Origin of the sequence: Leptolyngbya sp. FACHB-1624 (assembly GCF_047649235.1) — a bacterium.
Classification (GTDB): Bacteria; Cyanobacteriota; Cyanobacteriia; order Leptolyngbyales; family Leptolyngbyaceae; genus Leptolyngbya; species Leptolyngbya boryana.
Map to the genome: position 1 here is coordinate 3,805,861 of NZ_CP180258.1, position 22,433 is coordinate 3,828,293.

Consider the following 22,433-nt stretch of genomic DNA (forward strand, 5'->3'; position numbering starts at 1 on the left):
TCCATGGATGCAGCTCAACTGATTCCGATTTTTGCAACTGCGATCGCGACTTCTACTCCGCTTGTTTTTGCTTGCCTGGGCGAAACGATCGGAGAACGAGCGGGAGTGATCAATCTCTCGGCTGAAGGCACGATTTTAATGGGTGCAATGACCGGATTTGCGATGGCGAAAACGCTCGAAGACGCGGGTACAATTCCCAGTTTGATCGCAGGCTTTACAGGAGCGGCATGTGTTGGAGCCGCTATCGCATTCATTGTTGCGTTTGGAGCGTTGACGCTGAAACAGTCTCAAGTTGCGATCGGGTTTGTGTTGGCATTGTTGGGAGCGAGCTTATCGTCATTTCTAGGAAATCCGTTTGTCCGAATTCCAGGACCGACGGTTCCCAGTTTTAAAATTCCATTGCTGCAAGACATTCCCTTGATTGGGCAGCTTTTCTTTCAGAGTGATTTGCTCGTTTATTTGAGCTATTTCGCGATCGCGTTTGCCTGGATCTACTTCTATCGGACTCGTGCCGGATTGATGCTGAGAGCGATCGGAGAACAGCCGAATGCTGCCTTCGCTAGAGGTACAAATGTTGTTTTGATGCGCTACATCTATACTTTGGTGGGCGGTGCATTCATGGGCATTGCAGGAGCAGCATTCTCGCTGAATTTCAAAGCGGGTTGGAGCCAGTTACATACTGCCGGATATGGTTGGGTTGCTTTAGCGATCGTCATTTTTGGTGGTTGGAATCCTTTAAGAGTGGCGATTAGCTGCTACCTGTTTGGCATTTTGCAATCTCTAGCTGGGGTCGCTCAAAGTACAATTCCTGATGTTCCGACGCAAGTGTTCACTGTTGCGCCATTTTTGCTGATGATTGTGCTGTTGGTTTTGACTTCGAGCGAATGGGTGGAAAGAGTGTTGAAAGCTCTACCTTCACCTCTCGATCGCACAGCTTCGGAATTGATTCGGAGTACTCCACCTGCTGCATTGGGGAAAGTATTTGAGCAGGATTAAGCGATAGTTTAGCTCTGCTCACAACAGCCGTTGAGCAGAGCTAAACTGAGCAGAGCTAGCCAACTTGAACGATTAAGGTTGCTTAAGGTGATTTCATTCAACAACAGCTTTGTGGACTACAGCAATCACCGCTTTCGGTCGTCACGTTATAGTTCAATCCTTTCGTTTGCTTTGGATCACGAATCATGTCTTTCGTACAAGGAAAGGGCGGCGCTGAATCTAATGGGACTTCTTCATAAGGTGCGATCGCAATAATATCGGCATGATAAGCCCCTTTTGGATTGGTATAGATATGGAAAGTCTTATCACAGACTGCCATGCGTTCTCCACGCTGTAGCGTATGTCCATCGTCATCTTGTACCGCTTTCCAAGGGCCACGATAGATTACCGCTTGATTGCGGTCTAAACATTCACCTTCTTTCCCTTTGAAAGCTTGAACTGTCAGCGATCGAAATTCCACACCATCAATCACTTGCCAAGGCTCACTCTGCCTTGCCAAAATCTCAATGCCATAGAATCCAGTTTGCTCAAACATTTGGAGAAACTCATTCTCTCGAAAGGCTCCAGCAATACAGCCGCTCCACAATTCAGGATCATTTAGAATCTTGGCTGTCGGAGCTTCATCACAAACAATGTCAGAGATTACAGCTCGTCCCCCGCGTTTGAGAACTCGAAAGATCTCCTGAAACAATTGTTTTTTATCTTGAGGACGCACCAGATTTAAAACACAATTGGAAATGACAACATCAACGCTATCGGTTGAAATCAGGGGTTGAGATTGGCGTAAGCGATCGCATTCTGCTTCAAATGCTGCAATTTGCCCGACCGAAGTAATGGGGGTCTTTTCCAGCCAAGCTTGAACTAAGTCTAAGTTCAATGCTAGATCCTGAATTTTACCTTTCACGAATTCCACATTCTGATAGCCAAGCTTCTCGCTCATCGGTGCAAGATATTTGCGCGACAAGCCTAGCATTTCATCATTAAAATCAACGCCAATCACTCGCCCACTTTCACCGACTTTCTGCGCCAGAATGTAGCAATTTTTTCCAGCCCCAGATCCCAAGTCAACCACGACTTCGCCTGCATTCACGTATCGTGTCGGATCGCCACAGCCGTAGTCTTTCTCGATAATTTCTTGCGGCAAAATCTCTAAGTAGCGACTCTCATAGCCATCAGTCGGACAACAGAGTGCAGCCTGAGGCTGTCGCGCTCCTGCTTCGTAGCGCTCTAAAACTGCTTGCTCGACATCGTATGTGAGAGGATTAACTGTAGTGTCAGTCATACTGATTGTTGTTTCAAGATATCGCTCTAGTGTAATCAGTTCGCAAGCCAGTATGATCGTAGAAATTTGAGCACCCAGGTCTAGACTGCGTTTCTGTCCCGCACCGGGTTTTGAATCCGGTGCGAACGGTGCGAACTCCCTTAAGGGACTCCCGAACCTAGCCAATAGCTCAGAGAGGCAGTCTCTTCAGAGACTTTATCCGGCAAGCACGGGGTTTCAACCTCGTGCGGGAAAATGAGATCGCGCGTATAAGCAATGCGAGATGAGAAAGATTTGTCAGTCAATTAGGCACACAAACATTTCTATCAAAGCTCATGAGCAAGATGTGATTGCATTAAAATTTTCGGATACCTGCTGCATATTAAGAGTTCAATTCTTGCCAGTCTTTTGTCAAAACTTCGCCCCATTTTGCTGCGAGTTTGACATTGGTAAACGGTACTTTGATCGCTCGATCGCCCAATTGAAACTTCAATACAATCTGCTTGCCTTTCTCAGGAGGTGCTGCTATATCAACCGTTTGCCCGTTTACCTGTAATTGAATACTTTTGACTGCTTTGAGTGAGAACGTTTCGATTTCTTGAATCTCTTTCCGAGAAGCCTTACCGAAAATCAGCGTTTCGCCTTGCTGTCCTAAAACGGAATAGATATCATACTTCGCCCGTTGAAACGGGTCTGCCCAGCGTCGATACGTTTCTAGAGTTTGATATTCATTCCATCCGGCATACGCCAAGCCGATGAATACCGCAAGTAAAGGAAACCATAACAGTCCGTGAATCATAACGTAAACGCACGATCGACACCCTTCATCCTGCCACAGCTTTACTACTCTTTACGATTTTGTCTCCCCAAGGGCAGAGTTGATTCGCTATCGTTGGATCGCAAGCACGATTTCTAAGTATGAAAAAACTCCTGATCATCGCCCTATTTCTGGTTGGATTGGGGTGGACAATTGCACAGTTTCCCGGCTTGGCAACCCAAGGAACTTACGATCAGATTGTTCTCGATTTTCGCGAAGATATTGCAGAGACAGACATTCAGCAGCAGATTAACGCGATCGCACAAACTTATAAGGTTCGTCCTCAATTCAATAGCCAGTTCTCTAAACCAGAACATCTCTACATCGTTAAAGGTGATAAATCACTGCTAGATGCTTTGAGAAAATCTGATCTGAAACGCTATACCGAAGCGATCGAGCCAGATTATATCTATCGTATTCCAGACGGCGAATCTCGAAAATTCGTCGGTTCAACTTCAGAACCACGGGCGAGTCAGGCTCCAAACGATCCGATGTACAGCAAACAGTGGAATATGCATAACATCGGAATTGAGCAAGCTTGGATTGAGACAAAAGGGCGGGGTGTAACTGTTGCCGTGATTGATACCGGAGTATCAAAAGTTCCTGATTTAGAAAAAACGAATTTTGTCAAAGGCTTCGATTTCGTCAACGATCAAGAAAATGCCGCAGATGATAACGGGCATGGAACTCACGTAGCAGGCACGATCGCACAATCGACCAATAACAATTTTGGCGTGGCTGGAATTGCTTACGAAGCCAATATTATGCCGCTCAAAGTTCTCAGTTCTTTTGGAGGCGGAACGGTTGCAGACATTGCTGAAGCAATTCGATTTGCCGCAGATAACAAAGCAGATGTGATTAACCTCAGTTTAGGTGGAGGCGGTGAAAGCGTAGTGATGCGAGATGCGATCGACTATGCCCACAGTAAAGGGGTCGTCGTCATCGCTGCTGCCGGAAACTCGAATCGTAATGCAGCCGATTATCCAGCGCGATATCCCCATGCGATCGCAGTTGCCGCCCTTGATGCTTCGGGAGCCAAAGCCCCCTATTCTAACTTTGGTGCAGGCGTTGATATTGCGGCTCCAGGTGGCTCAACTGAGCAAGGAGAATCGGGTGGCATTCTGCAAAATACATTCAATCCAGAAACAGGAGAATCCGTCTTTGCAGCTTTCCAGGGCACAAGTATGGCCGCTCCTCATGCAGCAGGCGTAGCAGCCTTGATCAAAGCAGCAGGTGTAGACAATCCAGATGAAGTCTTAGCAGTTCTCAAGCAATCTGCACGCAAAGTAGAATCCGATGATCTCAATCATTACGGAGCTGGAAAATTAGATGCAGCGGCGGCTGTAAAGCTTGCACTACACGGCAAAATTACCTTTAACGATTTTTTCCGATGGTTGCGAGATAATGGCTATCTCAATCCGCGATTCTGGATTGATGGTGGCGTAGTTGCGCTGTTGCCTAAAATTGCGATGGTGCTTGGCTCTTACCTACTTGCCTGGTTCCTGCGGGTCTATTTCCCCTTCAACTGGAGTTGGGCAATGGGTTCTGGTTTAGTCGCGGGTAGCTCTGGTTTGTTCTTGCTCAAAGGCTTCTATTTATTTGACCTGCCGCAATTTCCGTTCCGGATTTTGGGAAGTTCGCTTCCAGAGTTAGGCAGTGCTGTTCAAGGTAGTGCAGCCCTAAACCCGATTTCTGCGAGTGTGCTGATTCCATTTCTGCTGCTTGCGCTATTGTTAGGTCATTCCTGGGGGAAACCGTTCGCGATCGGAGCAACGATCGGGGTTGCGGCTTGCTTAGGAATTAGCGCGATCGTCGATCCGCAAGTCATGTGGCTTGGTGACGGATGGATTGGACGTGCTTATTTGAGCATCAATGCACTGCTCTGTTTTAGCTTAGCTCGCTTAGCGTTGAAACCGAAGGATCGATGGGTATGACAGTAACAGGCGTGATTCAGCGAAAAGGATTTGGAACCGGAACTTGGGCGATCGATGCCGAAGACGGGAAAACCTACGAATTGCATAAACCGCCGAAAGACTTGCAAAAAGCGGGTCTGAAAGTCAAAGTTGACGGCGAGATTCGCGATGATGTGATGAGTTTTGCAATGGTCGGACAGATTCTCGAAGTGAAAACGTTTGAATTGCTCTAAAACACAGCTTGAAATACGTTTCAACGACGCGCAGCATCCAAAAAACTTGAGATGCTGCGCGATTTGAGAGGATGCTTTAAAGGTATAAAAAGCCTCTTCGCTCGCCTTGCTATCCCGCAATGTAATTCAGGGCTACCAAAACGAAGTCCCCTAAACTGGACTAACCAGAGGCTTGAGCAATGCAGTCCTTTTAAAGGACTTCGCACAGTTAGCCCTGGAATTCCATTCCGGGGCGGGCGAATGCGTCTCAACGACTACCTTTTAAACATCCTCTAAGCGTAACTAAACCATCCCTAAGCGTAGCCGAAACCTAACTAATTCGATTCCGCCAAAATCGCTTGCAATCGACTGCGGAACTCGCCTTTGGGATGTCCGCCTTTGACTTCACCCAAAATCTTAAATTCTGCTTCTGGCGAATCACAAATAATGTAAGTCGGCCATCCCATATCCGCCTTATCCGGATATTGCGCCAACAAAATCTTGCGATACATCCGATAAGTTGCGGTATCCTGCATTTTCACATCCACAAAGCTTAAGCCCAATTCTTCCACCACTTTCTGGTCATAGAACGACATTTTGTGGCAAATTCCGCAATCTTCAGACGAGAACTTAATTACAGCACGAGTCATATTGAAATCATCATTTTGAATACAGTTTCTAGGGTAAAAGATCCTGCGTTCCGAAGGGCAGAAACGTAAACCTGTGTAAATCTGCGATCGAGAATCAATCCGCTTTGCTGCACGTTCCCGAAAGCGGTGATAATAAAAGTTAACAAACTTTGCAAAAAACTCGTCTTATGTCATCGCTACTTCGTCGATTGCCTCCTTTGGCTGCGTTGTGCCTCGGTGGAGGAGCCATCATCACAATCATCGGATTTACCGCCTACGCGCTCAATTATGCAGCGCTCAACATGATTGGCTTCTTCTATGGAATTCCGTTACTCCTAGGCGGCGTAGCGCTCAAAATTACTGAACTTCGCCCCGTGCCTCTGACGATTCCCACAACTTCCGAAGTAGAAGCACTCAAAGCGACCCAAGCGACCGACACCCAAAAGCAAATCTTTGATGACCTGACTCGGTATCGCTATGGGCAAGAAGCACATTTAGACAGTGCTCTGAAATTTTTGGGTCTTGCTCCGACCGATGACGATCGACCCACAATCATTGGCATCCGCGAAGAGAATATCGACGGAGCCTACGCCATGATTCTCGAATTCGATTCGCCCTTTATTACCCTGGAAATGTGGCAGAAAAAGATTGAAAAAATGACTTCATTCTTCGGCCCAAATGTCCGCGTTGATGTGACTCAACCCGCAAACGAACGAGTAGATTTATCCATCATTGCTGTCCCCGCAGTCACAGCACCTGTTTAGAATCTAGCCAGCATCAACACCAAAAAAGCCGCCTAAATTTTAGGCGGCTTTTCAATATCCTCAGATTTCGATCTATGCCGAAACAGGGTAAACGCTCACTTTCGTGCGGCTCTTGCCCAAGCGCTCAAATTTCACTTCACCTTCGATCAATGCGAACAGGGTATCATCGCTACCGCGTCCGACATTGTTACCTGGATGCACTTTGGTTCCGCGCTGACGAACCAAGATGTTTCCAGCCAAAACCTTCTGACCACCGTAACGCTTCACGCCTAAGCGCTGAGCGTTAGAATCGCGTCCGTTTCTTGTACTTCCTGTACCTTTCTTATGAGCCATGATTTCCTCTGAAATTCGTGCTTGTATTGACTAGACTAACCGCGCGGCTGATCTTTGGTATCAATCGCGGTTCCACCGACCGTGATCGAATCGATCATGATGCGGGTGAGTTCTTGACGATGACCGCGTTTTTTGCGGGTTTTCTTTTTCGGTTTCATCTTGTAGACGAGAACTTTACGTCCGCGCATGTGACGCAAAATCGTTGCCTGAACGGTTGCCCCTTCTACAACGGGTGCACCGATGCTAACTTCGCCTGCGTTATTCACATACAAGACACGATCGATTTCGAGCTGCGAGTCTACATCTCCGACGAGACGGTTCACATCATAAAAACGACTCGGTTCAACCCGAATTTGCTGTCCTGCGATTTCGATAATTGCGTGAGCCATGAGTTTATCCTGATAAGCGCCGTACAGGTCGCGATCGTCGAGAATCGCAGTTGCCAATACCTGATCCGAGCATGAATTAATAGCCAGTTAACTAGTATGCAAAATGTAACATGCTTATGTCAAGCGACATTTTTGGCATTTGCGAGATAAACTCTAAGAAATAGCAGCGTTTTGGCAAGATATGGCGGAGATCGTTCGGCAAAGTGAGGTTCTGAATCAGACTGTCCTCGATCGCGGTTCGATGCAAGAGCTAGGACAGATCGAAGTGCTTTGGATGTATCCGAAAGTGCATCGGGTGCTTGGATTTATTTGCAAGTCGGGTTGGCTTGGCAGTAAGAAAACGGCGTTTAATCTCGATCAGTTGGACACGATCGGCAGTAACGGCGTTTTGGTCAATTCTGCGCCTGTTGAAACTGATGCCGAGAAAGTGAAAAAGCTCGAATCGCTTGTTGGCTCCGAGGTTTGGACAGATCGAGGCGATCAGGTCGGTCGAATTGTGGATTATTTATTCGATCTCGAAACGGGCGAGATTCAACATTATCTCTATGTATCGGATGGGTGGGGCGGCATTGTCGGCAGCGTTTATCTGTTGCCAGCAAACTATATTCTGCGATTTGGCAATCAGCGGGTGCTTGTGCCTCAAGAATCAGTCGAATCGTTTGCGGTGTACCGAGGTGGCGTTCAGGAGAAATTCTCGAAGGTAAAAGATCGCCTAAAAGAAGAGCGATCGCAAGTTACGCAACAAGTCAGCCAAGAAGTGAAATCGCTGGCTGAACTGGCTCGTGAAAAGGCGCGTCGATTAAAAGAAAAAGCGCTATCAGTTGCCGAACAGACCTATGAATTTGTCGAAGAAATTGCCTTGGAAGAAACCGAGCCGTACACGGCACCTTCTTCTGATCCTGATCCCTGGGACGATTGGGAAATGGAACCATCCAAGAAGCCAGAAATTAAAACAAAACCAGAAGTGAAAGCGCCTCAACCTCAACCTCAATCTCAGCGATCGCAGTCCTCCACTTCAGATGTTTGGGACGATGATGACTGGACATAAGTTAGGAAGATGAAATGGGAAGAGAGTCGCTCTCGTTTGCGCCCCGCCCCGGAATAGAATTCCAGGGCTAACCGTGCGAACTGGGTTGAAACCCACTGAAGAAAGCGTTTTCATTGGCTGTTAGTCCCGGAGCGGACTTCGCACCGCTAGCCCCGAATTCATTCCGGGGCGGGTGAGCAACGAAGCGAGAGAACTTGCCGAGCAGATGCCGAGCAGATGTTGAATTACGCCCATCTACTGAATCATCACAATTAGTCATCACAAAATGAGTGAGATACCAAAACGAGTTCTAATCGGTGTGGGCGGCGGAATCGCAGCTTACAAAGTCTGTCATGTGGTTTCAGCCCTAGCTAAAGAGCAAATTGAGGTGCGCGTGATTCTCACCGATTCGGCTCAAGCCTTTGTCACACCTCTGACGTTTGCAACGTTGAGCCGCAATCCTGCTTACACCGATCAAATGTTTTGGAATGCGTCAAATCCTCGTCCGTTGCATATCGAATTAGGCGAATGGGCAGATCTGTTTCTGATCGCACCTTTGACGGCAAATACACTAGCAAAGTTAACCTATGGACTTGCAGACAATTTACTCACGAATACAGTTCTCGCTTCAACCTGTCCGATATTGCTCGCTCCTGCGATGAATACCGACATGTGGGAACAGCGATCGACCCAACGCAATTGGCGCGAACTGTTGTCTGACACACGCTATCACTCTGCTGCTCCCGGAGAAGGAATTCTCGCGTGCGATCGTGTCGGCACGGGACGCATGGCAGAGCCAGAAGAATTACTGCTACAAATTCGATCGCTCTTACAGACTCACGATCGAGATTTAACGGGCAAACAGATTCTCGTTAGTGCAGGCGGAACGCGAGAACACTTTGATCCAGTGCGATTTATCGGCAATCCTTCAACTGGAAAAATGGGAATTGCGATCGCACAAGCAGCATTACACAGAGGCGCAGAAGTGACACTCGTCCACGCGCCAATCGACTCGCATTTACTCGCTCCCCTCCGCTCGATTCAGTGCATTCCGGTCACGACTTCACAAGACATGCAGCAAGCGATGAAACAGAACTTTAGCAGTGCAGATTATATTGTTATGTCTGCTGCGGTCGGGGATGTCAAACCTAATTTTTACAGCGATGCTAAGTTGCCGAAAAGTCAATTACCAGAGACGTTAGACCTCGTTCCCATTCCTGACATTCTGGCAGAGCTATCAACCTTGAAACGCCCGAATCAACACTTGATTGGATTTGCCGCGCAAACCGGAGATTTTGTCACCCCTGCACTCGAAAAACTGCACCGTAAAAACTTAGATGTCATCGTTGCAAATCCGATTGATCAGCCCAATAGTGGATTTGGAAGCGAGACGAATCAAGCGGTGTTCATCGATCGCACTGGACGACAAGTTGCGATTCCACCCTGTACAAAACTAGAACTTGCACACCAACTCTTCGACTTTATCCATCAGCGAATTTCCTGCCAATCTGGGCAATCTGAACTGTCTAGCCAGCCATAGGGATGAAATCCGCAGACTAATGCAGTGCGGCTCTCGCGGCTATAGCCGTAGGCAACCCCGTGATAATTTGCACAGCCTCGGCAAGCTCTTGGGCGAGACGGTTCTACATCACTAAATCCCTGTTGCGATCGCAGAATTTGGCGATTACTCTGCTGGCGATGCCAATTCACATAGTCAGCCTTACGCAACAAGTAGTCAATTCGTCGAAGCGGGCTTCTAGCTGCATCCATCGATTTAGAGTTCCGGGAAAGGATAAGAGGATCGGAATCGAAGCGAATAGTTTTAGCGTAATCGAAACCAAGGCGATCGGTGCTCATCCCTACGTCTCATTTTTGGCATCAGGGAAATGTTTGCCAGACTTTAATTGTATTGTCAGAACTGCCACTGGCAAACCATTGACCATCACTACTCATCGCGATCGCATTTACAGAATGAGAATGATCCGTCAGAGTGCAAATTAGATCACCAGTATTAAGATTCCACAATTTCACGGTTTTATCGTTGCTACCGCTAATGAGCGTCTTACTATCGGGCGTAATTGCGACCGAGTTAATGATGTCCGAATGCCCGGTTAAAGTTTGCACAACTTGCCCAGTATTGGGTTCCCAAATTTTAATCGTTCTATCTTTGCTGGCGCTGACTAAATGTTTACCATCTGAACTGATCACGATCGAGGTGATCGAATTTTGATGTCCTGCTAATTCTCTGACAGGTTGCCCTGTGATCAGATTCCATAGTTTGACGAGATTGTTCAATCCACCACTTGCCAAAATTTGCCCATTCGGACTAATTGCTACGGTTTTCACCATGCCAGACAAGCCTGTAAAACTGTGAATCATTTCACCTGTATTCATTCGCCAGATGCCAATCGAGCGATCTTCGCTACCACTGGCAAAAAAGCTCCCATCCGGGCTGACTGCGATCGAGTTCACATCGCGCAAATGACCTTGGAGCGATCGAATCATTTCCCCAGTGGGCAGTCGCCACATTTTAATCGAGTCGTCATCGCTCGCGCTAATTAACGTTCGCCCATCAGGACTAAAAGCCAGTGAATTAATCGAGTTTTTGTGCCCGGTTAGAGTTCCTAAGCGTTCGCCCGTGGTTAAATCCCAGAGCATAATGCGATCGTCTAAGCTGCCACTGACAAGCGTGCGACGATCGGGACTGATGGCAAGCGATACGACCCATGAGGTGTGACCTGTCAGCGTGTAGAAGCATTTTCTTGGCTGAGGTTTCGGAATCCCAGAGTGTCGCGTCGCGCTGAGAGGCAGAGACGGCGGGGGCGGGGGTGTTGAAACTCTTTGCGGTGCAGATAAGGGAGATGGGAGGTCAGCAGGCGGTTGAGTTGCAGGATACGCGATCGCCGAAAGATGAATGCTTTTGCCACGGCTGGGGATTGAAGTCTGAGGAGCCGCACCGACCGCAGGTTTTGAGAGTGCCATGCGTAAATCGTGCATAACTTCATCAGCAGTTTGATACCGTTCGCTGACTAAATCCTTCAACATGCGATCGAGAATCTGCCCAATATTTTCACTAATACCGCCGCCATGACTGGCTAAGCGTTCACGCCACAACCATTTACCAGAGAGCGGATCATGCAATTCTTCAGGACGCACCTGCGTTAATAAATAGAGACAGGTTGCACCTAAGCTATAGAGATCACTCGCTGGATAAGCTTTGCCATTACGAAGTTGTTCGATCGGCGCATACCCCTCTGTGCCAATTTTAGTTCCAGGCTTGCTGGCATTCTCTTCTGAGAGCACCTTCGCAATTCCAAAATCGATTAACACTAAGCGCCCGTCAATATTGCGACGAATGATATTGGCAGGGGTAATATCGCGGTGGATCACATTGCGATCGTGAACGAACTTCAACAGCGGTAACAGCCGCACCAGCACCTCGCGAATCTTCTGTTCGCTGAAAGGACCGTTTTTGTTCAATTCTTGAGAGAGCGTTGATCCTTCAATAAATTGCTGAACGAGATATAAGCGTTGGTCTTGCTCAAAATATGCCAGCAGCGTCGGAATATGCGGATGTTCGCCCAGTTCATGCAGGCGAACCGCTTCTTGCTCAAATAATTGAATCGCTTTCTCTAGTCCTTTTGTGCCCTTAAGTTGCGGAGAAAATTGTTTAATGACGCAGCGAGTTCCAAGACGATCGTCATCTGCTGCCAAAAATGTTTTCCCAAATCCCCCTTGCCCCAGGGGTTCGAGAATGCGATAGCGCCCTCTGAGGCGGTCGATTAATGTTGTACCGCAAGTTTGGCAGGAGTCTAGTCCATCTGGATTTTGAGGCTGGGGGCAATCCGGGTTAATACAGTACGTCATACTCAGAGAAGGGCGAGGATCGTCATCTTTAGATTGATCTTTTCTGCCTGATTTTGAACAAGCGTTTGTAAATTTTGCTGAAATGAATAATTCAATTACCGTAACCGTGAAACTTTTTGCGGCATATCAGGATGCGTATGGCGTACCCGAACTCTCATTGGAAATCCCGACTGGGCAAACGGTGGAGCAGATTTGCGATCGCTTAATCCTGGATCACCCGGAGCTTTCTGCATTCAAAGAAATTACTCGGTTCGGTGTAAACCTGCAATTTGTCGAACCGGACACCGTTGTGCAAAATGGTGACGAAATTGTCTTGATCCCGCCTGTGAGCGGCGGTTGAGCTATACCCGATAAAATTTGTCGGGTATGTTTGACTCCGTATTTTTGCCGTGCTACGATTTCAAACGAAATCACAGTCAAACGATAAAAAGCTTGCAGTTAGGGAGTTTCGAGAGATGACCGCAACGTATTCTAAAACCCGTTCCAGCCAATCTGCGTTTGAAGCACTGAAGTGTAAAGAGTGTGGCGCAGAATATGAACCGAAAGCGACTCACGTTTGTGAATTGTGCTTTGGCCCGTTGGAAGTGAAGTACGACTACGATTGGCTCCGCAAAACGGTCACTCGTGAAACGATCGAAGCAGGCCCGAACTCGATTTGGCGGTATCGTCAGTTCTTGCCTGTCGAAACTGACAATGTGATTGATGTCGGAACCGGAATGACTCCCCTGGTTCAAGCAAATCGTTTGGCACGTCGGTTAGGTCTGAAAAAGCTGTTTATCAAGAATGATGCGGTTAATATGCCGACGCTCAGCTTTAAGGATCGCGTCGTTTCAGTAGCATTGAGCCGCGCGCGCGAATTGGGCTTTACGACGGTTTCCTGTGCAAGTACTGGCAATTTGGCAAATTCAACAGCAGCGATCGCGGCTCACGCAGGTTTAGATTGCTGTGTATTCATTCCTTCTGACTTAGAAGCGGGTAAAGTTCTCGGAACGCTGATCTACAACCCAACCCTGATGGCAGTTCATGGCAACTACGACCAAGTGAATCGTCTCTGCTCTGAAGTGGCAAACACTCACGGCTGGGGCTTCGTCAATATCAACTTGCGTCCTTATTACTCAGAAGGGTCGAAGACCTTGGGCTACGAAGTGATCGAGCAACTCGGCTGGCAATTGCCGGATCATATTGTGGCTCCTCTCGCTTCTGGCTCGTTGTTCACCAAGATCTACAAAGGCTTCAACGAATTCGTCGAAGTGGGATTGGTCGAAGAAAAAGCAGTGCGGTTTAGTGGTGCACAAGCTGAAGGCTGTTCTCCGATCGCAAAAGCATTCCAAGAAGGCAGAGACTTCATTTCTCCGGTTAAGCCGAACACAATCGCAAAATCGATCGCAATTGGAAATCCGGCAGATGGCGTTTATGCCGTTGATATTGCTCGGAAGACCAATGGAAATATCGAATCGGTCACCGACGCGGAAATTGTAGATGGCATCAAACTCTTGGCTGAAACTGAAGGCATTTTCACAGAAACCGCAGGTGGAACCACGATCGCAGTTCTGAAGAAATTGGTTGAAGCCGGTAAGATCAATCCTGATGAAACAACTGTGGTTTACATCACGGGTAACGGCTTGAAGACGCAAGAAGCGGTTCAAGGTTACGTCGGTGAACCCTTAACGATCGAGCCGAAGCTGGAAAGCTTTGAGCGTGCTTTAGAAAGATCTCGCACCCTCGATCGCTTAGAGTGGCAACAAGTTTTGGTTTAATTAATTTCTGTTCTTTTTACGCATTTTCTGAACTATGGCTGTCAAAGTCCTCATTCCCACCCCTTTGCAAAAACTTACCAACGATCAAGCGACTGTTGAATGCAGTGCCGATACGATCAGTGGATTGTTAGAATCGCTCGAATCGAGCTGTCCGGGCATCAAGGCTCGTCTCGTAGACGAACAAGGCAAACTCCGCCGCTTCGTCAACTTCTATGTCAACAGCGAAGACATTCGCTTTCTCGATAACGAGAATACGACGCTGAAAGACGGCGATGAAGTCAGCATCATTCCGGCGATCGCTGGCGGCTAAATCAATTTCAATTCAACTCGCTCTCAATGAGGGCGAGTTTTTTTTTGCGTAAAATTTCTCGCGTTTTCTACGAACATAAAAATCCTGGGCAAGATTACGGATTGAAACCCTGAGGAAATCCGTAGATTGATGAGCATCATTGAGTTCTTCTCCAATCATGTCTCAACGTTTGCGCGATCGTCTGCTTGTCGGTTTATTGCTGAGCTTCATTTCGTTTCCTGCAATCGCAGGAGAGCCGGAAGCACCTGAAGCAACAGAATTAGATCAGGTCACTTCTGTTTCTCAGTTAACCGATGTTCAGCCGACCGATTGGGCATTTCAGGCATTGCAGTCTCTAGTCGAGCGCTATGGTTGTATTGCAGGCTATCCTGACAAAACCTTTCGCGGCAATCGCGCCCTGACTCGGTACGAATTTGCAGCAGGCTTGAATGCTTGTCTTGATCGTGTGAATGAACTGATTGCGGCTAGCACCGCTGATTTGGTCAAGCAGGAAGACTTAGAGAAACTGAAAACGCTGCAAACTCAATTCTCATCGGAGTTAACTGCACTTCGAGGTAAGGTTGACACTCTAGAAGCACGCACTGCAAAGCTCGAATCTCAACAGTTTTCGACCACGACCAAAATGAATGGATTTTCGGTCATTGGCGTACAGGGAAGGACACCCAATCGGGGCGATCGTAATCCCAGAGATGGGCAACGGGATACCGATGATCCAGGAACGAATTTTAATGTCATCACAAACAACTATCTGTCTTTCACCACGCAGTTCAGCCCGCGCGATTTTCTCTACTTCGCACTATGGCAGCAAAATGGAAACGGCGATCCTCGGCTCACCAATGATGGTCGAGTTGGCTATGACCTAGGTGGATTTCCGCTTTATATCAGTGACTTAAAATATCACTTCATGGTCACGGACAAATTGGTCGGGATGGTTGGAACAGAAGGCATTTACAGCAGTTTGGCATTTCGAGGACCTAATCGAGCTGAAGGAGCATTTACAGGCCCGGTTTCCTACTTTGCTCAGCGTAATCCGATTTTGAATATTGGCTTTGGTCGGGGTGGCGTTGCTTTTGATTGGCAATTTGCCAAGCGGGCAAGTTTGCAGGCTATTTACTCCACCAATATTCCTGGATTCTTCCCTAACTCAATTGGCGGCAAAGGACACAATACAGCAGGTGTCCAGCTTGCTGTAACTCCGACCGATCAAGTCGATGTTGCCCTGTACTACATCAACAACTATTCTCCGAATGGTCAGTTGCTTAATTTTGTGGGGGATGCTCAACTAACAGCGATCGATCCGGTACGCGGAAGTTCTGCCCCTACTCAAACTAATGCAGTTGGGGGAACGGTAAACTGGCAAATCAATCCACGGCTAAATCTGGGAGGATGGTTTGGCTATACCAACTCTTACATTCCGGGTGAATCGGGTCGAGTTGAGACAACGAATTATATGGTCTACTTGAATTTCCCGGATCTGTTTGGCAAAGGAAATCTGGGAGGTCTGTATGTAGGACAGCCACCGAAAATTACGCATAGCACTTTACCCATCGGCAGTAATATTCCAGATTCACTCAATACTGGATTGGGTCGCTCAGGTGGACAACCTGGAACGACGACGCATGTTGAAGCGTTCTACCGTTGGCAGTTGAATAACAATATCAGCGTGACTCCTGGACTGATCTGGATCATTCAACCTGGACATACACCGGATAGCGATTCGTTTGTGACAGGGGTCGTCCGGACAACTTTCGCCTTCTAGGTTTATCAGTTCTTCACAAGAAAATCAGTGGAAGTGCTCAACGCGATCGACTAGGGAGACGGGCTACGGTGTGAGCATCCATTTCCCACGCTGATTATGTCTTCTTCACTCTTGCGTTCAATTGTCTTTTTGGGTTTTGCAGGTGCGATGGTCAATCCGGTAGTGGCTGAGACGGCTCCTGAAGCCAAACAACCTGTTTCTGAGAATCAGCAGGTTGTCGTGCAGAAAGAGGCTCCAAAGCAGGAACAGCCAGTTCTCGTATCACAATCCGATGTGGTGAAACCCGTTGCTCAAAAGACGCAAGCCAGAGTGCCATTGAGCAGTCGGATTTTCTCGGCTCCTTCAATGCAGCAATAGCATTGTCAATCACAAGTTTTCTCCATGAAGAATCTTCGGAGAGATGTAGCGACTGCATCTCTCCATTTTTTTGTTTGTTGAAATTTCGTTTGTTGAAATGAATACCACAAGTTGTAGTATGGTGAGATTTCCTAAAATCACGTTGCTATGACTCAGAAGAAGCCTCACCCACTGCAACGGTTGTTTAACTACGATCGCATTTACCGTGCTTCAGCACTACAAGCTAGCATCAACTCTGTTCTCAATAAGACATTTGACCTTGCTCCTCCTTATCTGATTGGGATTGCAGTTGATATTGTCGTCAAGCGGGATCAATCTTGGATTGCTCAACTTGGGGTAAAAAGCATTCCAGGACAATTGACGGTCATTTCATTCCTGACTTTATTAATTTGGGGCTTAGAATCCCTGTTTGAATATTTCTACGATCGACAATGGCGAGATCTCGCCCAAACCATGCAGCATGATTTGCGGCTCGATGCCTATCAACATTTGCAAGAGTTAGAGCTAAGCTTTTTTGAAACTGAGACAACAGGCAATTTACTTGCCATTCTCAATGACGATATCAATCAGCTTGAGCGCTTTCTCGATAGTGGTGCAAATCAGATTCTGCAATTCTTCACGACAGTATTGCTCGTCGGTGGAACGTTCATTGCCTTTGCGCCTTCGGTTTCATGGCTGGCAATGTTGCCGATTCCATTCATTATTTGGGGCACGTTGGTGTTTCAGAAGATGCTTGCCCCTCGCTATGCTGATGTGCGGCAGAAATCAGGCTTGATCAACGCAAGATTGGCAAATAATTTGTCGGGCATTGCCACGATTAAAAGCTTTACGGCTGAGGATTATGAACTCGAACGCGTTGGCATTGAGAGTGAAGCCTATCGACGCAGTAACCGAAAAGCGATCGCGCTTTCTGCTGCATTTGTGCCGTTGATTCGATTTGTCATTCTGATTGGATTCACTGCCACCTTATTTCTCGGCGGACTTGAAGCGGCAAATGGTCGGCTATCGGTTGGAACGTATGGATTTATGGTGTTCATTATTCAACGGTTGCTGTGGCCGTTTACGCAGTTGGGACAGACTTTGGATCAATATCAGCGAGCTATGGCATCGATTAACCGCGTCATGAATTTGCTCGATACGCCGATCGCAATTCCCACCGGAAATCGACCTTTTCCGACCCATCAAGTTAAAGGTGAAGTTGAGATTCGCAACATCACGTTTGCATACCCAGATCGCACACCCGCGCTGACGAATCTTTCTTTGCATCTTCCGGCTGGACAGACCATTGGCATTGTCGGTGCAACGGGTTCAGGGAAAAGCACCTTAGTAAAATTGCTGCTGCGATTTTATGAAATTCAGCAAGGGCAAATTCTGATTGATGGAGTTGATATTCGAGAGCTGCAACTACGGGATCTTAGACGCTGTATCGGTTGGGTCAGTCAAGAGGTCTTTCTCTTTCATGGAACGGTGGCTGAAAACATTGCCTATGGCAGCTTTGATGCGAGTCGTGAAGAGATTATGCAAGCCGCGAAGCTCGCTGAAGCGCATGAATTCATTGCAGATTTGCCCCAGGGGTATGACACGATCGTTGGAGAACGCGGTCAGAAGTTATCGGGTGGGCAGAGACAGAGACTGGCGATCGCGCGTGCCATTCTGAAAGATCCACCGATCTTGATTTTGGATGAAGCAACCTCTGCAGTCGATAACGAGACTGAGGCAGCCATTCAGCGATCACTGGATACCATCACACAACACCGCACGACGATTGCGATCGCGCATCGTCTCTCTACGATTCGACAGGCACACTGCATTTATGTAATGGAGTATGGGCGCATTGTGGAGCAAGGAACGCATGAAGAATTACTGGCTCATGATGGCGTTTATGCTGCCTTGTGGCGAGTTCAGTCGGGTATTCGCTCTTGAGCGGGACGGAGCTTCTCAATATTGGGTTTGAGGTGGGTGAGATCGATAAAGTGATCCGACACATGAATCAAGCTGTCACTGGTCATCGTCGGTAGGCTAACGACCTCGATTTTGACTCCGCGATAGGACACATGGTCAACGGCATAGGTGAGGTCGCCTGTGCCGCTGAGCAAGATGATCGTGTCACAGTGCTGGGAAAGGGTGATCATATCGACCGCAATTTCAATGTTGAGATCCGCTTTTTTGGAGCCATCTGGGTGCTGAATTAGCTCTTTAGAGACAACCCGGAATCCGTTATGGCGCATCCATAAGAGAAATCGCTGTTGCTTTTCGTTAGCGCGATCGACTCCGGTGTAGAAATAGGCGCGAACCAGCGATCGATCTCCGGTTAGGCATTGTAAGAGGCGAGTATAGTCAATCTCCATGCCAAGCTGCATCGCTGCATAAAACAGGTTTGCACCATCAATCAGGATGACGACTCGTTCTTCTGGATCAGAGGGAATCAGTTGTTTGTATTGAGAAGTTTTGCCTAAAGAAGAATTTTCCGGAAAGGAGGAGTGAGACGGTCTGGGGACTAGCTGCATTGAAACCGCTCCTAAACGATAAGAACACTTTGATAACAGGGCAAAAACGACGAAATTTTAATAACTTAATACTTTCTTTAGATTTAACCTGATTTTTCTTGAAAATGCAGGTCTGGCTGAGGATATGAACACAAATCTTAGTATTCTGAAAATTCTGAATTTCAGGCTAGATTTTGCCGATGCGATTCAAAGCATGATACTGCATACATCGGCAATCCACACTGCAATCCCCATCAGCGATCGCGTTAGAATCCGAGGAAAATAACGTGAGTGTCAAAATCAATGGTGTTATTTGGATTTGGGAAAAAATCAGCGATGCCGTCGCAGAGTGAGGCTTTAAAAGGGCGATCGGAAAAGATGCCCGTTCCTGAGAAGCACTTTGTCAATGGTCATCCTTTGCAAGCGCCGTTTCCCGCAGGTCTGGAAACTGCTGTTTTCGGATTAGGATGCTTCTGGGGCGCAGAACGCAAGTTTTGGCAGCAAGAAGGCGTTTATACAACGGCAGTCGGATATGCAGCCGGATACACGCCGAATCCAACGTATCAAGAAGTGTGTTCTGGCATGACTGGACATAATGAAGTCGTTCTCGTCGTCTATGACCCGAAAAAAATCAGCTACGAGCAACTTCTGAAGGTCTTCTGGGAAAGCCATGATCCGACTCAGGGAATGCGCCAAGGCAATGATGCGGGAACGCAATATCGATCGGGCATTTATGTCTATTCGGATGAGCAGCGTCAGTTCGCCGAGGCTTCTCTGAAAACCTATCAGGCGGAACTGGCGAAAGCAGGCTACAAAGCCATCACGACCGAAATTCTGGACGCACCAGAGTTTTACTACGCAGAAGCTTATCATCAGCAATATTTGGCTAAAAATCCCAATGGCTACTGTGGCTTAGGCGGCACAAAAGTCTGCTATCCCGGTGCGTGATCTGCATCTTGTTGAGTCGGCTGTGGATCAAGCTCGGTTCGCGCCGACTCAAACGCGGGACAATATCCCTCCGGCGTGACTTTGAAATTAAACAAGGGCGATGCTGGATTCCAACAGCGTTGCCCTCGGAAATGCCGACAGCGAAAACAGCTATCTCTTTCAGCTTCTTCTAACCAAATCGACGATCGATCTTGATTCATCAATTCTCGCTGATTCAATCCCCGCAAGATTAAATCCTGTCCTTGCCAACGCGCTTCGATTAATCCAGTGTCAGACAGCGATCGCCAACGTGGATCAGCCGTAATCGCCTCGGGTAAAGAGACAATGACTTCTGTTGCCAGTTCTGTAATTTCTCCTTCGTAAGTTGTCTCCGGCAAGACAGGCTGTAAGAATGTTTCTCCGATCGGTAACTCAACGAGCGTGCCGGATGCAGGACAATGCAGATGGTAACGGTTGTGTAATTCATCAAGTCCTGTTAAATCTGTCAAATAGCTCGGATTTCCGTGGACGAAAATTACGTGTTGAGGGCGCAGATTGTGAATAAATTGCGTCGTGCTTGCGCCATCACAATGCTGCGCAAGCAGGTAGGTTTCGACAGCATAGTTCTGAGGAATGTTAAAGACAGATCCTTCAAGGTTCTGCGGTAGTAAAGTGAGCCAACGTTCTGGCTGATCGTCAAAGAACTCATCCCAATTGACTGAGAAATCGGTCAGCACAATGCACGGAGACGCGCTGACCGTCGATCGCTGTTCTGGATGCAATCGTCGCACTCTCGGACGCACGCGATCGTCCCAAAACAAAGACTGATGACGCGCAAAGTTTTGCACAGAAGCAGGCAGATGAGGCAGCAAATCTAAATACGCATCACAGCCCGCCGCGACCATGCCATCGACCCAAATATCAAGATCTCGCCCTGTAAACGAATGATGGCTTCTGAGCAACATCAGCAACTCTTGCCCCAATCCAATCATCGGAGTGGGGAGTAAAACAGAATGTCGATCGCTTAATGCTCGGCTGATTCTTTCTGCGAGTTGATTTTCCTGCTGTCGTCGATGGGGAAATCGAGCCGTGCCGTAAGTTCCTTCGATAATCACAACATCAGGATGCAATCCGCGTAATTCTTCCAGGCGCAGTCCTTCTACTAATCGAGAATTGGAAAGGAAAAAATCTCCGGTATAGAGAACACTGCAAGGACGTTCTCCCGTACTCGGCGCATAGGTTAATAAAATCGCTGCTGCTCCTGGCAGATGTCCCGCCGGAAACAATTCAGCCGTCAGACCATCTTGAAACTCAACTGGCGATCGCCAAGGCAAAGCCTGGACAAATTGCGGCACTTTGTCCGCCTCATCCATCCAGTTGAGCGGCAACAGTTGAGTGGTTGCTTCGCTGGCGTAAATTGGCAGTTTGGGAAACGATCGATATAAGGCAAGCAAGCCTTGAGCATGATCAGGATGGGCATGGCTGCAGAGAACCACGTCTGCCGGGAGCGGGGCTGCACTATCAGAGAGCGCGGAAATATCGGGGAGTCCGCAATCCAGCAAAATCCGATAGGGACCCATCCGAACTAAGAGTGCGACTCCCTCGTCGCCATGTCCCGCACCGTAGGGAAAACAGTCCAGTTGCGTCACGAATTCACCCTAAAACGATTCAGAATTCGGCGGAGAGAAGGCGGAATTCCGAGAACGGATTGGGCAACTCAGAATTCTGCTTTCTGGAGATTAGTGTGCGGAACCATTGCCGTGATAGTTATCGGTATCATAAAACCCATTGCGCGTGCCAAAGAACAGACAAGCGACGGTAAATACGACGCTGAGAACTAGTAAGACGAGTTTTACATCCATAATCGCTTACAACCTTTTGAATCTTTTATTTATGAGTGTACAGGAGCAACAATACAAAGTGATGCTACGAACTGTGAACGATTTTAGAGCCAGATTGCTGAAAGTTTATCAAATCACAGATTAATCACAGATTTACCCAAGGAGAGACTATTGCGGTTTAATCAATTGTCCGCGATCGGTAAATCGGACTGATTTAATTTTCAGGGCTGGATTTTGCGTGAGCGTGCGTCGCACACTGCCAAATAAAGCAAGTTGTTCGCAGTTCGCAAGCGTGGTTAAGGATTTTCGTGCATTTGGAACCGGACGGAAATCGACGGTCGCAACTCTAGATTTGACTTTAACGCGATATCCTGCAACATCCAAACTCTCACTGTTTGCTTTTTCTAAAGTTTGAGCGATCGCTTGAGTCACAGGCTGATTCGCGGGAACGCTTGCCTTGGTCGTCTTGAATTTGTTGCATTCGCTATCAATCTGATAGATGTTGATCGTCAGCGTCTTTCCTTTCGTTGTGGGTTTAGCAACCGGAGAAGCCGCAACTGGGGAAGGAGATATTTCGAGTTTGATCGGGTCAGGCGATCGACAGCTACTCAGTGTCAGCAATACGGCACCCAAGAGAAATAGATTGCGCATCATCGTCGTATGATTTTCCTGTTTTTGCTTCCGTACTTGGAAAGAGAAACTATACCAATCTCGGTAGAGCATCGTGCTGCGTCTCTTTCGACTAAAGATAGGATTTTCTATCTTATGCGCTTGTACAGATTGTGAAA

At 47.6% G+C, this 22,433-nt stretch carries 24 protein-coding genes; 13 read left to right on the forward strand and 11 right to left on the reverse strand.

What is annotated here, in order from left to right:
* The first annotated feature begins 3 nt into the window (after nucleotides 1-3).
* The gene (locus ACMUEV_RS17860) at nucleotides 4-996 is read left to right on the forward strand and encodes an ABC transporter permease (RefSeq protein ID WP_190649972.1); all 993 of its coding nucleotides are present in this window, start codon (nucleotides 4-6) and stop codon (nucleotides 994-996) included.
* Between the two features lie 97 nt (nucleotides 997-1,093).
* Here the strand turns inward: ACMUEV_RS17860 and ACMUEV_RS17865 are convergent, their stop codons facing one another.
* The gene (locus ACMUEV_RS17865; RefSeq protein ID WP_190649973.1) at nucleotides 1,094-2,278 is read right to left on the reverse strand and encodes a methyltransferase domain-containing protein; all 1,185 of its coding nucleotides are present in this window, start codon (nucleotides 2,276-2,278) and stop codon (nucleotides 1,094-1,096) included.
* Between the two features lie 361 nt (nucleotides 2,279-2,639).
* The gene (locus ACMUEV_RS17870; protein ID WP_190649974.1) at nucleotides 2,640-3,056 is read right to left on the reverse strand and encodes a hypothetical protein; all 417 of its coding nucleotides are present in this window, start codon (nucleotides 3,054-3,056) and stop codon (nucleotides 2,640-2,642) included.
* A 119-nt stretch (nucleotides 3,057-3,175) separates the two neighbouring features.
* Here ACMUEV_RS17870 and ACMUEV_RS17875 point away from each other — a divergent pair, with 119 nt between their 5' ends.
* Nucleotides 3,176-5,008, forward strand: coding sequence for a DUF5942 domain-containing protein (locus ACMUEV_RS17875; protein ID WP_190649975.1), 1,833 nt, complete (start codon nucleotides 3,176-3,178; stop codon nucleotides 5,006-5,008).
* Nucleotides 4,999-5,220 (forward strand): hypothetical protein, encoded by a 222-nt coding sequence (locus tag ACMUEV_RS17880; RefSeq protein ID WP_026148574.1) that lies wholly within the window; start codon nucleotides 4,999-5,001, stop codon nucleotides 5,218-5,220. Before ACMUEV_RS17875 ends, ACMUEV_RS17880 begins: the two co-directional genes overlap by 10 nt.
* Nucleotides 5,221-5,534: 314 nt before the next feature.
* Here the strand turns inward: ACMUEV_RS17880 and ACMUEV_RS17885 are convergent, their stop codons facing one another.
* Nucleotides 5,535-5,849, reverse strand: coding sequence for a hypothetical protein (locus ACMUEV_RS17885; protein WP_026148573.1), 315 nt, complete (start codon nucleotides 5,847-5,849; stop codon nucleotides 5,535-5,537).
* 167 nt (nucleotides 5,850-6,016) lie between these two features.
* On the opposite strand from ACMUEV_RS17885, the gene ACMUEV_RS17890 reads away from it, so the two are divergent.
* Complete coding sequence (locus tag ACMUEV_RS17890) at nucleotides 6,017-6,592, forward strand: DUF2854 domain-containing protein (RefSeq protein WP_017287728.1); 576 nt, start codon at nucleotides 6,017-6,019, stop codon at nucleotides 6,590-6,592.
* Between the two features lie 72 nt (nucleotides 6,593-6,664).
* Here the strand turns inward: ACMUEV_RS17890 and rpmA are convergent, their stop codons facing one another.
* Together rpmA and rplU are read right to left on the reverse strand one after the other, a co-directional pair.
* Nucleotides 6,665-6,925 carry a 50S ribosomal protein L27 gene (gene rpmA, locus ACMUEV_RS17895; RefSeq protein WP_017287727.1) on the reverse strand — a complete coding sequence of 87 codons (261 nt, stop codon included), beginning with the start codon at nucleotides 6,923-6,925 and terminating at the stop codon, nucleotides 6,665-6,667.
* Between the two features lie 35 nt (nucleotides 6,926-6,960).
* A complete protein-coding gene (rplU, locus tag ACMUEV_RS17900; protein WP_017287726.1) occupies nucleotides 6,961-7,371 on the reverse strand; it encodes a 50S ribosomal protein L21 in 411 nt (136 codons plus the stop codon).
* Between the two features lie 124 nt (nucleotides 7,372-7,495).
* On the opposite strand from rplU, the gene ACMUEV_RS17905 reads away from it, so the two are divergent.
* Together ACMUEV_RS17905 and coaBC are read left to right on the forward strand one after the other, a co-directional pair.
* Nucleotides 7,496-8,362 (forward strand): PRC-barrel domain-containing protein, encoded by an 867-nt coding sequence (locus ACMUEV_RS17905; RefSeq protein ID WP_190649976.1) that lies wholly within the window; start codon nucleotides 7,496-7,498, stop codon nucleotides 8,360-8,362.
* A 265-nt stretch (nucleotides 8,363-8,627) separates the two neighbouring features.
* A complete protein-coding gene (gene coaBC / locus ACMUEV_RS17910; protein ID WP_190649977.1) occupies nucleotides 8,628-9,881 on the forward strand; it encodes a bifunctional phosphopantothenoylcysteine decarboxylase/phosphopantothenate--cysteine ligase CoaBC in 1,254 nt (417 codons plus the stop codon).
* Here the strand turns inward: coaBC and ACMUEV_RS17915 are convergent.
* Entirely contained in the window at nucleotides 9,830-10,111 is a 282-nt protein-coding gene (locus ACMUEV_RS17915) for a hypothetical protein (RefSeq protein ID WP_197693272.1), read from the reverse strand. The two genes, coaBC and ACMUEV_RS17915, sit on opposite strands and share 52 nt — an antisense overlap.
* A 108-nt stretch (nucleotides 10,112-10,219) precedes the next feature.
* On the reverse strand, nucleotides 10,220-12,208 hold the full coding sequence (locus tag ACMUEV_RS17920; RefSeq protein WP_190649978.1) for a serine/threonine-protein kinase: 1,989 nt from the start codon (nucleotides 12,206-12,208) through the stop codon (nucleotides 10,220-10,222).
* An 82-nt stretch (nucleotides 12,209-12,290) separates the two neighbouring features.
* Here ACMUEV_RS17920 and ACMUEV_RS17925 point away from each other — a divergent pair, with 82 nt between their 5' ends.
* The 6 genes from ACMUEV_RS17925 to ACMUEV_RS17950 all read left to right on the forward strand — a co-directional run bounded on the left by ACMUEV_RS17925 (nucleotide 12,291) and on the right by ACMUEV_RS17950 (nucleotide 18,314).
* Nucleotides 12,291-12,548, forward strand: a complete 258-nt coding sequence (locus tag ACMUEV_RS17925) for a MoaD/ThiS family protein (protein ID WP_190649979.1) — start codon at nucleotides 12,291-12,293, stop codon at nucleotides 12,546-12,548.
* Nucleotides 12,549-12,663: 115 nt separating this feature from the next.
* The gene (gene thrC, locus ACMUEV_RS17930; RefSeq protein WP_017287721.1) at nucleotides 12,664-13,965 is read left to right on the forward strand and encodes a threonine synthase; all 1,302 of its coding nucleotides are present in this window, start codon (nucleotides 12,664-12,666) and stop codon (nucleotides 13,963-13,965) included.
* 34 nt (nucleotides 13,966-13,999) lie between these two features.
* Complete coding sequence (locus ACMUEV_RS17935) at nucleotides 14,000-14,275, forward strand: MoaD/ThiS family protein (protein WP_190649980.1); 276 nt, start codon at nucleotides 14,000-14,002, stop codon at nucleotides 14,273-14,275.
* 157 nt (nucleotides 14,276-14,432) lie between these two features.
* Nucleotides 14,433-16,034, forward strand: a complete 1,602-nt coding sequence (locus tag ACMUEV_RS17940) for an iron uptake porin (RefSeq protein WP_190649981.1) — start codon at nucleotides 14,433-14,435, stop codon at nucleotides 16,032-16,034.
* A gap of 96 nt (nucleotides 16,035-16,130) precedes the next feature.
* On the forward strand, nucleotides 16,131-16,391 hold the full coding sequence (locus ACMUEV_RS17945) for a hypothetical protein (RefSeq protein WP_190649982.1): 261 nt from the start codon (nucleotides 16,131-16,133) through the stop codon (nucleotides 16,389-16,391).
* 147 nt (nucleotides 16,392-16,538) lie between these two features.
* Nucleotides 16,539-18,314 (forward strand): ABC transporter ATP-binding protein, encoded by a 1,776-nt coding sequence (locus ACMUEV_RS17950; RefSeq protein ID WP_190649983.1) that lies wholly within the window; start codon nucleotides 16,539-16,541, stop codon nucleotides 18,312-18,314.
* Here ACMUEV_RS17950 and ACMUEV_RS17955 read toward each other — a convergent pair.
* On the reverse strand, nucleotides 18,293-18,898 hold the full coding sequence (locus ACMUEV_RS17955) for an NYN domain-containing protein (RefSeq protein ID WP_190649984.1): 606 nt from the start codon (nucleotides 18,896-18,898) through the stop codon (nucleotides 18,293-18,295). The two genes, ACMUEV_RS17950 and ACMUEV_RS17955, sit on opposite strands and share 22 nt — an antisense overlap.
* Before the next feature lie 282 nt (nucleotides 18,899-19,180).
* Here ACMUEV_RS17955 and msrA point away from each other — a divergent pair, with 282 nt between their 5' ends.
* On the forward strand, nucleotides 19,181-19,825 hold the full coding sequence (gene msrA / locus ACMUEV_RS17960; RefSeq protein WP_017287715.1) for a peptide-methionine (S)-S-oxide reductase MsrA: 645 nt from the start codon (nucleotides 19,181-19,183) through the stop codon (nucleotides 19,823-19,825).
* On the opposite strand, the gene ACMUEV_RS17965 is transcribed toward msrA, so the two are convergent.
* The 3 genes from ACMUEV_RS17965 to ACMUEV_RS17975 all read right to left on the reverse strand — a co-directional run bounded on the left by ACMUEV_RS17965 (nucleotide 19,810) and on the right by ACMUEV_RS17975 (nucleotide 22,299).
* Entirely contained in the window at nucleotides 19,810-21,453 is a 1,644-nt protein-coding gene (locus ACMUEV_RS17965; protein WP_017287714.1) for an MBL fold metallo-hydrolase, read from the reverse strand. The genes msrA and ACMUEV_RS17965 overlap by 16 nt on opposite strands.
* Before the next feature lie 90 nt (nucleotides 21,454-21,543).
* A complete protein-coding gene (locus ACMUEV_RS17970; protein ID WP_036044547.1) occupies nucleotides 21,544-21,666 on the reverse strand; it encodes a hypothetical protein in 123 nt (40 codons plus the stop codon).
* A gap of 147 nt (nucleotides 21,667-21,813) precedes the next feature.
* Complete coding sequence (locus ACMUEV_RS17975; RefSeq protein ID WP_190649985.1) at nucleotides 21,814-22,299, reverse strand: GerMN domain-containing protein; 486 nt, start codon at nucleotides 22,297-22,299, stop codon at nucleotides 21,814-21,816.
* Between the last annotated feature and the right edge of the window lie 134 nt (nucleotides 22,300-22,433).

Excerpts from the sequence above, each read along its gene's own strand:
- ACMUEV_RS17860 (WP_190649972.1), top strand. The coding sequence starts at position 4 with ATGGATGCAGCTCAACTGATTCCGATTTTTGCAACTGCGATCGCGACT.
- ACMUEV_RS17865 (WP_190649973.1), bottom strand. The coding sequence starts at position 2,278 with ATGACTGACACTACAGTTAATCCTCTCACATACGATGTCGAGCAAGCA.
- ACMUEV_RS17870 (WP_190649974.1), bottom strand. The coding sequence starts at position 3,056 with ATGATTCACGGACTGTTATGGTTTCCTTTACTTGCGGTATTCATCGGC.
- ACMUEV_RS17875 (WP_190649975.1), top strand. The coding sequence starts at position 3,176 with ATGAAAAAACTCCTGATCATCGCCCTATTTCTGGTTGGATTGGGGTGG.
- ACMUEV_RS17880 (WP_026148574.1), top strand. The coding sequence starts at position 4,999 with ATGGGTATGACAGTAACAGGCGTGATTCAGCGAAAAGGATTTGGAACC.
- ACMUEV_RS17885 (WP_026148573.1), bottom strand. The coding sequence starts at position 5,849 with ATGACTCGTGCTGTAATTAAGTTCTCGTCTGAAGATTGCGGAATTTGC.
- ACMUEV_RS17890 (WP_017287728.1), top strand. The coding sequence starts at position 6,017 with ATGTCATCGCTACTTCGTCGATTGCCTCCTTTGGCTGCGTTGTGCCTC.
- rpmA (WP_017287727.1), bottom strand. The coding sequence starts at position 6,925 with ATGGCTCATAAGAAAGGTACAGGAAGTACAAGAAACGGACGCGATTCT.
- ACMUEV_RS17905 (WP_190649976.1), top strand. The coding sequence starts at position 7,496 with ATGGCGGAGATCGTTCGGCAAAGTGAGGTTCTGAATCAGACTGTCCTC.
- coaBC (WP_190649977.1), top strand. The coding sequence starts at position 8,628 with ATGAGTGAGATACCAAAACGAGTTCTAATCGGTGTGGGCGGCGGAATC.
- ACMUEV_RS17915 (WP_197693272.1), bottom strand. The coding sequence starts at position 10,111 with ATGGATGCAGCTAGAAGCCCGCTTCGACGAATTGACTACTTGTTGCGT.
- ACMUEV_RS17920 (WP_190649978.1), bottom strand. The coding sequence starts at position 12,208 with ATGACGTACTGTATTAACCCGGATTGCCCCCAGCCTCAAAATCCAGAT.
- ACMUEV_RS17925 (WP_190649979.1), top strand. The coding sequence starts at position 12,291 with ATGAATAATTCAATTACCGTAACCGTGAAACTTTTTGCGGCATATCAG.
- thrC (WP_017287721.1), top strand. The coding sequence starts at position 12,664 with ATGACCGCAACGTATTCTAAAACCCGTTCCAGCCAATCTGCGTTTGAA.
- ACMUEV_RS17935 (WP_190649980.1), top strand. The coding sequence starts at position 14,000 with ATGGCTGTCAAAGTCCTCATTCCCACCCCTTTGCAAAAACTTACCAAC.
- ACMUEV_RS17940 (WP_190649981.1), top strand. The coding sequence starts at position 14,433 with ATGTCTCAACGTTTGCGCGATCGTCTGCTTGTCGGTTTATTGCTGAGC.
- ACMUEV_RS17945 (WP_190649982.1), top strand. The coding sequence starts at position 16,131 with ATGTCTTCTTCACTCTTGCGTTCAATTGTCTTTTTGGGTTTTGCAGGT.
- ACMUEV_RS17950 (WP_190649983.1), top strand. The coding sequence starts at position 16,539 with ATGACTCAGAAGAAGCCTCACCCACTGCAACGGTTGTTTAACTACGAT.
- ACMUEV_RS17955 (WP_190649984.1), bottom strand. The coding sequence starts at position 18,898 with ATGCAGCTAGTCCCCAGACCGTCTCACTCCTCCTTTCCGGAAAATTCT.
- msrA (WP_017287715.1), top strand. The coding sequence starts at position 19,181 with ATGGTGTTATTTGGATTTGGGAAAAAATCAGCGATGCCGTCGCAGAGT.
- ACMUEV_RS17970 (WP_036044547.1), bottom strand. The coding sequence starts at position 21,666 with ATGGATGTAAAACTCGTCTTACTAGTTCTCAGCGTCGTATTTACCGTC.
- ACMUEV_RS17975 (WP_190649985.1), bottom strand. The coding sequence starts at position 22,299 with ATGATGCGCAATCTATTTCTCTTGGGTGCCGTATTGCTGACACTGAGT.